11 protein-coding genes are annotated in these 13,244 nt (G+C 47.0%); 4 read left to right on the top strand and 7 right to left on the bottom strand.

Annotated features, from left to right (window positions below; genetic code table 11):
• Positions 1-97: 97 nt before the first annotated feature.
• The gene (locus PN466_RS18405) at positions 98-3,463 is read right to left on the bottom strand and encodes a bifunctional diguanylate cyclase/phosphodiesterase (protein ID WP_271942130.1); all 3,366 of its coding nucleotides are present in this window, start codon (positions 3,461-3,463) and stop codon (positions 98-100) included.
• Between the two features lie 344 nt (positions 3,464-3,807).
• Between PN466_RS18405 and PN466_RS18400 the strand changes: the two genes are divergently transcribed.
• From PN466_RS18400 to PN466_RS18390, 3 genes are all read left to right on the top strand, one after another.
• A complete protein-coding gene (locus tag PN466_RS18400) occupies positions 3,808-4,908 on the top strand; it encodes an isocitrate/isopropylmalate family dehydrogenase (RefSeq protein ID WP_271942127.1) in 1,101 nt (366 codons plus the stop codon).
• Between the two features lie 275 nt (positions 4,909-5,183).
• Positions 5,184-5,441 carry a hypothetical protein gene (locus PN466_RS18395; protein ID WP_271942124.1) on the top strand — a complete coding sequence of 86 codons (258 nt, stop codon included), beginning with the start codon at positions 5,184-5,186 and terminating at the stop codon, positions 5,439-5,441.
• Positions 5,441-5,842, top strand: a complete 402-nt coding sequence (locus tag PN466_RS18390; RefSeq protein ID WP_271942122.1) for a type II toxin-antitoxin system VapC family toxin — start codon at positions 5,441-5,443, stop codon at positions 5,840-5,842. The genes PN466_RS18395 and PN466_RS18390 overlap by 1 nt, the downstream gene beginning before the upstream one ends.
• A 294-nt stretch (positions 5,843-6,136) precedes the next feature.
• Here the strand turns inward: PN466_RS18390 and PN466_RS18385 are convergent, their stop codons facing one another.
• Both PN466_RS18385 and lpxB read right to left on the bottom strand, forming a co-directional pair.
• Complete coding sequence (locus PN466_RS18385; RefSeq protein WP_271942119.1) at positions 6,137-6,562, bottom strand: DUF4279 domain-containing protein; 426 nt, start codon at positions 6,560-6,562, stop codon at positions 6,137-6,139.
• A 31-nt stretch (positions 6,563-6,593) separates the two neighbouring features.
• The gene (gene lpxB / locus PN466_RS18380; protein WP_271942396.1) at positions 6,594-7,766 is read right to left on the bottom strand and encodes a lipid-A-disaccharide synthase; all 1,173 of its coding nucleotides are present in this window, start codon (positions 7,764-7,766) and stop codon (positions 6,594-6,596) included.
• A 220-nt stretch (positions 7,767-7,986) separates the two neighbouring features.
• Between lpxB and PN466_RS18375 the strand changes: the two genes are divergently transcribed.
• Positions 7,987-8,730 carry a Uma2 family endonuclease gene (locus PN466_RS18375; protein WP_271942116.1) on the top strand — a complete coding sequence of 248 codons (744 nt, stop codon included), beginning with the start codon at positions 7,987-7,989 and terminating at the stop codon, positions 8,728-8,730.
• Between the two features lie 184 nt (positions 8,731-8,914).
• Here the strand turns inward: PN466_RS18375 and lpxA are convergent, their stop codons facing one another.
• From lpxA to PN466_RS18355, 4 genes are all read right to left on the bottom strand, one after another.
• Complete coding sequence (gene lpxA / locus PN466_RS18370) at positions 8,915-9,715, bottom strand: acyl-ACP--UDP-N-acetylglucosamine O-acyltransferase (protein ID WP_271942114.1); 801 nt, start codon at positions 9,713-9,715, stop codon at positions 8,915-8,917.
• Between the two features lie 48 nt (positions 9,716-9,763).
• Positions 9,764-10,273 (bottom strand): 3-hydroxyacyl-ACP dehydratase FabZ, encoded by a 510-nt coding sequence (fabZ, locus tag PN466_RS18365; protein WP_271942112.1) that lies wholly within the window; start codon positions 10,271-10,273, stop codon positions 9,764-9,766.
• 24 nt (positions 10,274-10,297) lie between these two features.
• The gene (lpxC, locus tag PN466_RS18360) at positions 10,298-11,128 is read right to left on the bottom strand and encodes a UDP-3-O-acyl-N-acetylglucosamine deacetylase (protein ID WP_271942110.1); all 831 of its coding nucleotides are present in this window, start codon (positions 11,126-11,128) and stop codon (positions 10,298-10,300) included.
• Positions 11,129-11,130: 2 nt separating this feature from the next.
• Positions 11,131-13,244, bottom strand: a 2,114-nt coding sequence (locus tag PN466_RS18355) for a BamA/TamA family outer membrane protein (protein ID WP_271942107.1), incomplete at its 5' end; no start/stop codon positions are given.

Raw genomic sequence — 13,244 nt, 5'->3', positions numbered from 1 at the left:
GGTTTTAGCTCAGGTTTCGAGGTAGGGATATCCACACATGGAAGAGGGGAGGCAATAGGCAACGGGCAACAGGCAATAGGGAAAACCCGCTTTTACTTTACAATGTGCGTCCGGTGGCTAAAAGATCGGTCGCGGCAACTGGGGTTAGGGGTCGTGAGAAGAAGTACCCCTGGCCCAATTCGCAGCCGAGTGCTTTGAGCCACCCTAACTGTTCTTCCATTTCGATACCTTCAGCGATCGCCCCTAACTGTAACTGATCGCTCATACTCACCACCGCTTGCACAATCTTGTAGTTCTTATCCCCGGGGTGCATTTTCCCGACAAAAGATTGGTCAATTTTGAGATAGTCGGCAGGCAAGTTGTAAAGATAGCTCAGGGACGAATACCCAGTACCAAAATCATCAATACTGATGCGAATTCCTAAGTCTCTTAATTGTCCCAGCCGGTTGATCGTAGTTTCGATATTTTCAACCAAGAGGCTCTCCGTAATTTCTAACGTTAATGAGGTCGCTGGTAACTGAGTATTCGTGAGTGTTTGGCGAATCATTTCTACCAAAGTGGGTTGCCTTAAGTCTTGTCCCGACAGATTAATACTGATTCTGAGATCCTCCAGGTCTGGGAATTGGTGCTGCCAGGTCACCACTTGCTCACAGGCTGACTGCAATATCCACTGGCTAATGGTGCTGATTAGCCCAGTTTCTTCGGCAATGGCAATGAAGTCGGTAGGAGAAATAAAACCTCGCATGGGGTGCTGCCAGCGGATGAGGCATTCAAACCCAATGAGCCGTCGTGTATTGAGATCGACGATGGGCTGGTAGTAAGGGATCAATTCTCGCTGGTCGATCGCCATTCGTAGGTCATGCTCCAGGGTCATACGTTTCACCGCCTGGACGTGCATCTCAGCGTCAAAAATTTCGTATCGATTGCGACCTTTAGCTTTGGCTCGATAGAGAGCGATATCAGCATCCCGTAGCAGATCGGATGCTTGGGTGTAATCATTCGTGCCCCAAACAATACCAATGCTAGTCGTCACAAAGATGTTATGACCGTCGATGGGAGTGGGGCGATTAAACTCGGCTAATAGGCGTTCAGCAATATGGATAACGGTTGAGATGTCGGGAATTTGTTCGAGTAGAAGGACGAATTCATCTCCTCCCAAACGAGCGGCTACATCCGTGAGTCTAATGGTGCTTTGCAGCTTTTGGGCGACGATCAATAACAACTGATCTCCAACCAGATGCCCCAAGCTGTCATTAATCACCTTGAATTGATCCAAGTCGAGGAACAGCACGGCAAAATGATAGGTGGGCGATCGCTGCGCTCTTTGAATCGCCAACTCCAATCGACTGGTGAGCAGTGCCCGATTGGGTAAATCGGTGAGGGTATCGTGAAGGGCACTATAAATTAACTGTTCTTCTGCCTGTTTGCGATCGCTGATATCGAAATTCACCCCAATCATTCGTAGGGGTTGCTCTTCAGCATCTCGCTGGACAATGGCATGGGCTTCAATGTGGCGAACTGTGCCATCCGGCCATCGGATTCGGAATTCACAATTAAAATCTTTCTCCCCATTGAGTGCTTGTTGTAGGGCAGCTCGAGAGGTCTCCAAATCGTCTGGATGCAGTGCCGTTTCCCACGCTTCATAGATTTGACAGAAGTCTCCAGAGGGGATGCCGTAGAGTTCATACATACGTTCATCCCAAAGGAGGCGATTATTGACCACATCCCAATCCCAAATCCCGATCTTTGCCGATCGAGTCGCCAACTCTAATCGATTGGTTAAATCCTGAAGTTGGATTTCAGCCGCTTTGCGATCGCTCACATCCAGAATCAGTGTATGCCAACGTACCGAACCATCTGGATTCTGGGTCGGTTGACCGATTCCCTGTAGCCATTTGCAGCGACCCGATGGGGTGGTAATGCGCCATTCCCAATTCCACCTGTCCAGGGTGTGGGCAGATTTTCTGATCGAAGCTTGCATCTCAGGCAAATCTTCTGGGTCAATCATCTCCCAGAGAATGCTGGTGTTGGCCTCAACTATATGGGCTTCAATTTCCCAAAGCTGATAACAACCTGCACTCATATAGAGAACCTTATCCGTGCCATCGGGATACAAAATGTAGTGAAATATTGCTCCCGGCACGTTAGCAGCCAGGTTTTTGAAGTTAGCCTCGCTCTCCTGTAACACAGTAAAGGACTCCTGGAGTTGTTGGGTCATCTGTTTGAAGGAGTGACTTAGCTCACTCACTTCACGGGTACGGCTAGTAGCCATTTCTTCTGGGAACGATGTGGACCTTAAGGACTTCTGGGTAATATCCTTTGCCACCTGGTTGAGCCGCAGCAACGGTTCTGTAATCCAGCGAGCTGTGAGAATGCTAGAGGCAGTCGCTAGGGCTAGTGCCCCTAGACACAGCGAAAGGGTATTACGGGTGTTGGCATGAATCTGCGCCATAAAGTCAGATTCGGGTACAACAATGACAATCAACCAGTCCAACCCCAAATCGTCAGAAAAGGGGGTAATCTTCACAATTTCCCGTGTTCCATTGGCGATGAATTCAGTGCGTTCGACTTGTTGAATCTGACGGAGACTGCCAAATTGCTCAATGAGATGTTCTGCCGTTTGTCGAACTTGTATATTGCTGCTCTCCAGAGCATTCAATCGCTTCCACGTTTTGCGCTCAACTGTTAGGTCGAGTTGAGAAAGCGGCTCACCCGTAGAGGAGGCGACCAAATCGCCTGTACGCTCCATGATAAAAATTTGACCCGATCGCCCGATCTCGAGCTGTTCTAAGAAGTTACTGATTTGCCAGAGTGAAAGTGTGGCGTTGGTGACTCCAATCAGTTGCTTGGTTTGTGTATCATATAAGGGACTCACCGCACTGAGAATATTGAAGGGCGGATCGTGGTTTGGGTAAATGTCTGTCCAGGTCAACTGTCCAGCCATCACCGCATTCCGATACCAGGGACGACTCTTGAGGTCAAAGTTATCGACGCTTATTCGTTCTCCGCGATCACCTTGTCCAGAAACGGCATAGGTATGGAGTTGGGTTTGGCCAGGGTCAATCGCTCGGATCACCACTTGCCCCTCTTTTGTCACTCCAACCCCTACAGTTTCCCCGGTTTCATAGCCAACGGCAGTGATAAATAACCCCTTATGATGCTGCATCTGGTGCCAGAGATACCGAGTTAATAGGTCTATGTCGGTTAGATCGGTTAGGTTCAACTGTTGATGGGCCAGGGTATCGGCAATAACCCCCTGAGGAATCTGGGTATATTCAGTAATATGTTCTACCGTTCGAGCTGCGATCTCGTGCCAAAGATCGTCAGCAACATTATCAACCGCCTTTTGTCCATTCCGAATTGAAAGCCACGCCGTTAGACTAACTGCTGCTGTAATTTGTACAACAAAAGGAACAATCAGGATAATTCTTAATGGAGTATTGGCTAACAAGCGCTGTAACATTTTGCTGTTTCCTTAGCAGTTACTCGGCTCCTCTCTAGAGTTGTAGTGGGATGGGTCTGATGCAAACTTCAAGATTTCATTATTTGTATAATCGTTGATCCCCTGGCACAATCAATTGTCTTTTCACCATTACAAGCTGATAAGGAGGTTCACTACATTTATCCTAGCCGTATTCTACTGCGATCCGATCGATTTCCTGCCATCTTTGACTTATCCTCTCTTCAAGGGAAAAAATGATATTGAACGCACATCTATATTGGTATTGGTAATTGTGTTTACAGTGTCTGCGATCGCCATCGACGACAATAACCAAAGCAAACCCGTTCAAGGATTGACTACTTGTTATGCCGACTCAACAACCCACACCTGCGATCGTTGTCATGCATGGCGATCAGACCGGAGAGGAACTTCTAGCTGAGGCTTTACGGGTCTTGCAACCTGGGGTAATTGGCCAACCCCTGGAATTCATCGATTATGATTTGAGTCTAGACAACCGTCGAGCCAGTAACAATCAGGTGGTTTGGGATGCTGCCACTGTTGCCTGTAAGACGGGACTGGCTTTGAAAGCTGCCACCATTACCCCAGAAACGCCAGGTGATGTGGGTAGCCCCAATGCTATCTTGCGAGAAGCCTTGGGAGCCTCGGTTATTTTACGAACTGGGCGACGCATTCCCCAGATTCGACCGGTAGGTGGCGTTTATTCCCCCATTACCATCGTCCGCATGGCCGTAGATGATGCCTATGGTGCGAAGGAATGGCGAGAAACCACGGAAACCGGGGATGAAATTGCTTGGCGCACCTCCAAGATTAGTCGTTCCATTTGCCGAACGGTAGCCGAGTTTACATTTACCCATGCCAAGCGGACAGGGGCTAAAGTTTTTGGCGGGCCAAAATTTACAGTCAGTGCCACCTATGAAGGCATGTTTAAGGAAGAACTCGATGAGGCAGCCCAGCGCTATCCGGATGTCGCGTACCAACCCCTGCTGATTGATGCTACATTTGCGCTCTTGCTACAAAATAGCGGCGAGGCGTTGGTTATCCCCGCTCTCAACCGGGATGGGGACTTACTCTCCGATATGGTATTGCAAATGTATGGCAGTATTGCCGGTTCGGAGAGTTTAGTCATGGGTTTTGATGCCGATACCTTGCAGGTCAAAACGGTGATGGCAGAAGCGCCCCATGGCACAGCTCCTGCTCTCTATGGTAAAAATATTGCCAATCCCATGGCTATGATTTTAGCCGGTGCTGCCCTATTGACCTATGTGAAAACTCCAGCGGGAGATCGCGCCTCACGCTCGATTTATGAGTCGGTCTTTGAAGCCATTTATGAAGGGAAAGCCACCCCGGATCTGGGCGGACAAATGACTACATCTGAGTTTACGGATGAGGTGATTCGCAAAGTTAAGACTAAGCTGGAGGTCTGGTCTACCCTAGAATCTACTTGATAGGTAGGGGAGTGGAGGAGTGCTTGCAAGTGAATGATTTTTAGAATTGGGAGAGAATGAACCGGACTTACGCAAAACCCTCCATCAAACACTATACTATCGACATTAGTTTCGGCGATCGCACCAGTTATACTACTCTAAAATAAGATGCGATAAGAGAAATGGTATCAGTTGGAGCGTGATCGCCTTTTTGTAGAGTAATAGGGCAGCTACCCATCTCTATCTTCTAGCAGAAACGCCAATCATGAACAGAGAAAACGAACTGAGGGGAGTATATGGCAGGAAACCTTAACCCTACTCTAGTAGAACTCAAGCAGCAGATCCAATACTTCCCTGTTGGCGATCGCCAAAATTCACTAAAATGGTTAACTGAATTGTCACAAGAAGAACATCGTAATTCCCCAGAACAGAAGAGAAAAATTAATCGGGCAGCCGTACATCAAATCTGCGATCGCATCAGAAGTTTGCCTGTTCGCGATGGGCGATGGGCGGAGGAAATCGTCGGCTACAATCAGTGGGGAGGACTAGATTAGTGGTTATCAATCCCTCTGCTATCTTAGCCATTATGTATGCCGAACCCGAAGAATCAACATTCCTAGACCTAATTGCCAGTGACGAAATTTGTCTGCTTTCGGCTCCCGGATATGTTGAGCTGTCAATTGTCTTAGGGACGCGATATGGTGAAGAAGGTAGAGAATCTTTTGACAAATTACTCCAAGAATTATCGATAACTATCGTACCCTTTAGTCCGGAGCAAGCTCGGTTTGCGGCTGAGGCTTTCTTCAAATTTGGCAAAGGTCGTCACCCAGCAAAGTTGAATATGGGAGATTGTTTTTCTTCTGGGTTGGTTAAGGCAATGAATCAGCCTTTACTATTCAAAGGGAATGATTTTATCCAAACTGATATTGAGCGAGTTAACACCCATATTGACTAAGTACAGCGATCGGACCAGTTATATAGCCGTGAAAGAGTTGATTAGGACACTGAGGTTATGGTTTGAGGCAAGAGGCAATAGGCACGAATCGCAATAGAAAATGTCCTAACTATCCCTTTCTCAGCTATATTACTCTAAAACAAAATGCGATCGCATTTTTGCTCCACTTAATGAGAAAGCGATATCACCTCTGTTATCCTGATTTAATGAAACAGTGATAGGTGGCAGGGAGATCGTGTCAGTATTCTCTTATAGAAGCTTTCATTGAGTTGTCTTAACCAACTCTTTTCTCAGTTACTCTTCATCAGGCTCGGCAGGATATAAACTAATCGCAATATCTATTGGAATAGCAGTAAGACGCTTAAGCAAATTCGAGTCAAAAGAAATCATCCCATTACTATTAGGATATTCAAAAAAATAGCTACAGTAGATTTCAAAATGACAATCAGAAGCTATTTTATTTAAAGCATCGATATCAACTTCGATGAGGGAAATTAGGTTTTCAATTTGTAAATCCAAAGGCTCTTCACCTCTTAATTGACTATCCAGCGTCCAAAAAGATGTATCTCTCCGCTTAGATTTTGGATTTCTCTTACTAAGAAGTGTGCCTTTTTCAGCTACTTCAGTTGGTTCAATAGTAATATGATTCATTATTTCTTGTGCTGTTATTGTCTTGCTAGAGATGCAAAAACTTGCACAGCAATAAGCTTTATGTTCCATTTTTATGTATGCGTTCTTGGTTAAATGACCATTACCTATTCCCTGATCGCCAAAAATCAAAAATGGCTTGAGCAGCGCGATCGCACACTTCCGGTTCTCCTAAAGCTTGGCGCATTTGGGCATAGCCTTTTAGGGTTTCTTGGCGAATCTGGGGATTCAATAATAAATCTAAAGCGGTTTGACTAATGGCTTCGGGAGTGGCTGCCTCTTGAAGAAATTCTGGGACAATGGGTTTCATCTCCACTAAATTGGCGGGGGAGACATAGGGTAAAGAGAGCTTGAGAATATGGCGAGCAATCCAAGCAGTGAGGGGACTTAAGCAATACATGACCACTTGGGGGACATCGAGTAGGGCTAACTCTAAATTGACGGTACCCGATTTACAAATAGCTAAGTCTGCACCGGCTAAAACGGCGGGAGCTTCCTCCTCAACGAGGGTTGCTCGCAGTCCAAAATCGGCGATCGCCCTTTCTATCGGTTCTCGAAACTCTGCCAGAGACAAGGGAATCCAAAATTGAACGTCTGGTAGTTTTTGCTGAATCTGTTGTGCCGCTGCAAACATCACCGGCATTAAATAGGTGATCTCTTGACGGCGCGAGGCTGGTATTAAGGCGATCGCCATTTCATCTTCTCGGATGCCTAATGTAGTGCGTGCGCGATCGCGGTTGGGAAATGTTTGCATCCGGTCAATTAAAGGATGTCCAACCCAATTGACATTAACCTTATGTTCCTGAAAATATTGTGCTTCTTCTGGGAAAATCGCCAACAACAAATCCGTAATTTCAGCTACTCTTTGGGTATCGCGTTTATTTTGAGACCAAACCCAGACCTGGGGAGCAATATAGTACACAATCGGCACTTGGGGCAAATGGCGGTGCAAATAGCTGCCAATACCCAAATTGGGCCCCATATAGTCAATCAAAATAATTACATCTGGAGGATTTTGGCGCAAATAGCGCTTCACTTGCTCCTGAATCTTCAATGTGGGAATCACAAAAGGCAATGCCTCCAAAAGTCCCACGGAACCAATTCCTGTCGTTTGACCCAACAATTTTGCTCCAGCCTTAGCCATGCGCTCTCCCCCTAAAGCCAAAATCTCCAGATCCAAACCGTGTTGAGAACCATAACGGTGCAACGCTTCTACCAACAGAGCGCCTTGCAAATCTCCTGAGACTTCACCGGTACTGATAAAAATAGTGGTCATGGGAATGGGGAATGGGGAATGGGGAATGGGGAATAGGAAATAGGAAATGGGGAATGGGGAATGGGGACAACAGGATTCTACCCTTTCCTTGAATAGTCCATAAATAAGCTTCTTAAAGCGATAGTATAGAACAAAAGCACTTTTTCCTGTGATTATGGTTAACTTAACCCAAAGGCAGAATAACATCTCAAGAACCCCCAAAAGAGAAGACCTGCCTACCATGTACGACTTACCAAGTGAAGAAGTAGGAGAATCGGGTTTGCCAGACCAATATCATCCCATACAATCTCAACTGTTAGAGCAAACCTTTCAACCGGCTACCTATACCCCAGAACAGGTATTTTCAGCCATGGATTTGAATCTCTACTACGATGTAGAGAATACCAACAGATACAAACGTCCGGACTGGTTTGGAGTCGTGGGAGTATCTCGATTGTATGAACAGAAAGAATTACGGATGAGTTATGTCGTCTGGCAAGAAGAAGTGAATCCGTTTATCGTGGTGGAACTGTTGTCACCGAGTACGCAACGGGAAGACTTGGGAGAAACGACTCGTAGAGACCTGACAAAACCACCAACAAAATGGAAAGTATACGAACAATTTCTACGCGTCCCATACTATATCGTTTATGAACGAGAACAGGACTATTTTCGAGCTTTTCAATTAGACGAAAGTGGGTATCAAGAGCTAGAGATCGGGAACAAGGAATTATGGTTAGAAGAGTTAGGGTTGGGCTTGAGATTGTGGCAAGGTAGTCATAAAGGAATCGAGCGGTTATGGCTACGTTTTTATGACGAATCGGGGAATTTAATTCCTACAGAAGCAGAGGAAAAAGATTGGGAACGACAGGAAAAAGATTGGGAACGACAGGAAAAAGAACAAGCACAAACCGCATTGCAGGACTTGAGAGAGCGCCTGATTGCTATGGGTTTAGATCCGGATAACCTGCCACATAATCGTTAAAAAGTTTAACGATTATGTGGTTTCGCCTGTTCTATCATGTCCGAGTAATCGGTTCAACTATCTACAGTGCGTTTTCATTCCGATTGCCGATTGCCGATTGCCTGTTCCCTAACGTGCATAGCCAATTAACCGGACTAGAGATTATGGAATACCGTCTAATGCTCATGCACCCATCTACTCCAACCTAGTCCCTATTCCCTGGAATGGGGCCTCGGCGGCCTTTTTCTGTGACAGATAGGTGCAGGAACTGGTGTAGGTGGGTTAATTGCTCGGTTTTCGGTAGCGTATTTAATTGCTCTAGGGCTTGTTGAAAGGTCAGATCGGACCGATAGAGCATTCGATAGGCTTCTTTGAGGATGCGAAAGTTTTCTTGAGTTAATCCAGAGCGTTTTAAACCGATCGCATTGAGCGATCGCACCCGGGCCGGATTTCCCTCTACAGTCATATACGGGGGAACATCTCGCTCAATGCGACTCATTCCACCGACCATCGCCATCTGGCCAATATGCACAAATTGGTGAACCCCTAACAAACCGCTAATTCTAGCCTTTGATTCCACATGCACATGACCAGCAAACGCGGTGCAGTTGGCTACAATCACCTCATTTTCGAGCAGGCAATTATGGGCCACATGGACATAAGCCATGAGTAAATTGCGATCGCCAATTACTGTTGCTTCATCCGGCGCGGTTGCGCGATTAATGGTCACATATTCACGAATACAATTATCATTACCGATTCTGACCCAAGTTTGGCCCCCATCATACTTAAGATCCTGGGGAGCCAAACCAATTGCCGCTCCGGGAAAAATCTCATTTCTCTCGCCAATTTCCGTCCATCCTTCCAGCACCACATGGGAGCCAATGGTCGTATTTGCCCCTATGGTCACATTTTCCCCAATCACGGCATAGGGGCCAACGCTCACCGTTGGATGAACCGTTGCACCACTATGAATCACTGCCGTTGGATGAATTAGGGTGGTCATATCTCCCCCATTCTGATTTCTCTTATCTTGCTAACACCAAATCGTTACTTACTCTTCACTCAAAATTGCAAACTTCAGCTCTCCTTCTACAATTGGTTTACCATTGACTTCTTGACCATTAACTTCTATTGTCCCTTTCATCATCACAAAACCGCGTTTTGGCATAGCTTTGGTAATTTCTGCGGTAATAATTAACTGATCTCCAGGCACTACAGGCCGGCGAAATTTAACCTTATCGATACCTGCAAAGGCAAATAATCCGCTGGGAAAGTTGTCCATTTGCACGACTACAATGCCTCCCACTTGAGCCATGGCTTCAACCATTAGTACACCTGGCATAATGGGACGACCCGGAAAATGCCCTTGAAACTGGGGTTCATTGAACGTGATGTTTTTTAGTCCTACTGCTGATTTGCCTGGCTCATAGGCAATAATCCGGTCTACCAGAGCAAAGGGATAACGATGGGGAATAATTTTCTGAATCTCTTCGACACTGAAAACGATGTTGGTTGGATCAAGAGCAGGGGTTTCTGGGCTAGTCTCAGTTTCTGTGGACATGGGTTAGACGATAAACAACAGGGATTAGATCAGTTGGGCAATTTTCCTCGCCAGTTGCACATGAAGGTGATGGCTGGCCTTAAATGCCAGATAGTGAGCCACAGGAGGAACTCCCAATAAACTCAGGTCTCCCACCAGGTCTAAGAGTTTATGGCGGGCAGGTTCATTGGCAAATCGCAAGGGAGGATTGAGCCAACCTTCAGGGCCGCAAACGAGGGCATTATCCAGACTACCACCTTTGATTAACCCCTGCGCCCGTAAGGTTTCAATTTGGTGAGCCAGTCCAAAGGTGCGAGCGGGAGCAACGGTGGTGCTAAAGGATTCGCGATCGGGTTGCCAACTGTGCCATTGTTGACCGATCGCCGCTAAGTCGAATTCAATGCCATAGGTAAAGCGCAGTTGGGGCGCAGGAATGGCGGCAACAAAGGCATCTTTATCGGCGATCCAAATGGGTTCAGTTAAGGTTACTTCTGATACTGGAAATTGGACGGGAAGGGCCGGCTGATGACCGCTAATGGCCTCAACCCAAGGGGCGGCTGAACCGTCGAGTAGGGGCACTTCAGGGCCATTGATCTCGATTCTGGCATCTGTGATTCCGAGGGCGAGGAGGGAGGCGAGCAGGTGTTCTACGGTTCGTACGCTGGTCTCCTCAATCGCTAGTTCCGTAGATAGTACGGTGGATTTGACGGTTTCGATACTGGCGGGAATTGTGGGTTGATCTCGCAGATCGACGCGCACAAAATAGCGTCCGCTTCCGGGTTCTGCGGGCAGTACGTTGACTTGGGTTTCCAGTCCGCTATGCAAACCGACACCCGATTGGGTAAAGGGTTGGTTTAGGGAAGTTGCGATCGCCATGATTAAAATTTCTCTCCGATCCCAAAGTGGACTCGACTCCCGCCATCGGTATTAAATCCATAATCAATACGGATGGGGCCTAGGGGGGTATTCACCCGCACACCAATCCCTGCGGATGCTCCTGAACCGGGCAATCCACGCCGTCCAGAGGGATTACCAATCACCGCATTACCCGATCCGAGATTCGTGGCTCCATCCAAAAATAATACTCCTCCCAACAGTCGGCTTACAGGGAAGCGATATTCTACGGTTCCTTCGAGGAAGTATCGACCACTGCCCACATCCCCTTCTGCAAAGCCTCTGACAGACTCTAGACCGCCCAGAATGAAGGCTTCATAGGGGGGGAGGTCTCCAAAGGTTGCACCGCCTTCAATTTGAAAGGCGAGGGCTTGGGGGCCTTCCGTGAAATCTGTAAATTTGACTGGGACAAAGAAGGTGTAACTTCCCCGCAGACGACTCATGACGACGCTTGTGACGGGGATAGACTGCTCGATACTAAAACGGGTGACTGAGCCGGTGGTGGGTTGAGCTGGGTTGTTGCGGCGATCGCTAACCATACCAAACTGGAGCATGAATAGGTCGTCAATACCGGTATTATGGAAGGCTAGACGCTGCCCATCTTCGTCTCTAGCCGTCAGTTCGTTATCGGCATCGCGGATCGAAACTCGCTGGTATTGTATACCTAGGGAGGCTAACCAATCGGGTTTTAAGGGATTTTCTCCCAAGGGACGCGAAAAGCGAATCCCTGCGCCCGTACGCAGCACGCGGGGGCGATCGCCATTATCTAAGCGAATGGGGTCTTCATCACCATCGTAAACCAGGGAGATTGAACGCCGTCTAAATCCGTTCGTAGTATAAGATGTGCGTTTAGGATCTCCACCAATCCACGGATCGCTGAAGCTGACATCAAAGAGAAAATCACGAGTTCCAAGCTGCACTTCTGTACGCAGGGTCTGGTTATTGCCGCCGAAGTTCGTTTCTTGATAACTTAATGAACCGAATAATCCACTGGCAGAACTAATACCGCCTCCAGCGGCGATCGAACCCGTATTCTGTTCCTGTACATTCAGTACTACTACCACTTTTGTGGGGTCAGTCCCTGGATTTAACGTCACATTTACATCCTGGAAAATTCCCAAGCCAAACACTCGCTGTAAATCCCCTTGAATCGTATCGCGATTAAAAATATCCCCCGGTTGCAAACTGAGCTGTCGAGTAACAATAAACTCCCGCGTTCTCCCCTTAACAGGGGTTCCATCTTCTTCTGTATCCTGTCCATCTCGATTCAGATAAACAATATCAATACCTTCAATCACCCCTTCGGGAATCATCAGGGTAACCGTACCCTCATCACTCACATCTGGCGCATCCACCACCTGAGCTAAAATATACCCATTCTCTTGATACCAAGTATTCAAATCTTGAATACTGACTTGAAAGCGGCGCAGATTAAGAATGTTGCCATATTGATCGCCAAAAATTTCGTCAATTACTTCTTGGGGAACAACGGAAGGAATATCTGTTCCTGGATTGGCATTAATATTAACTTGTCGTAAAATTGGGTTAGGTGTTACCTCAAATGTGACACGCACACCTAATGGGGTATCTTCTGGCGTTGCTCGCACATTAGAAAAGAATCCCGTGGCGAAAATTGCATCAATATCTTCTTGCAGTCGAGTCCGAGTTGTCGTCCGCCCGGCTTGGGTACTAATCACATCAAATACCCGATTTCTTAAGTCTCCATCGACTCCACTGACAACAATTTCTGCTACTAATACTCTGGGTTCTGATGGCGATGAATCGTTTTGACTCAGTTGAGCGTTTAGGAAAACTGGGGTTGCCGGAGCCGTTTCTACTTCTTTTATTCCTAAGAAAGGAGTAAAAGCCAACTTCTCTGAATTTTCCCCTAGCTGTTGCGGTTGGGGGAGCGAGGTAAAGGCTAACGTTTGCTCCTGAGTTATCGCATTTTCCTGCATCTCGGAAAATGGGGTAAAAGCAAGCTTTTCTGAATTTTCCGCTAACGGTTGCGGTTGGGGAAGTGAGGTAAATGCTAGCGTCTTGTCCTCAGTTATCGCATTTTCCTGCATCTCGGAAAATAGGGTAAAAGCAAGCTTTT

Origin of the sequence: Roseofilum reptotaenium CS-1145 (assembly GCF_028330985.1) — a bacterium.
Taxonomy (GTDB): domain Bacteria; phylum Cyanobacteriota; class Cyanobacteriia; order Cyanobacteriales; family Desertifilaceae; genus Roseofilum; species Roseofilum reptotaenium.
The sequence above is the reverse complement of the archived record's forward strand: the minus strand, read 5'-3'. Positions and strand labels throughout refer to the sequence as shown.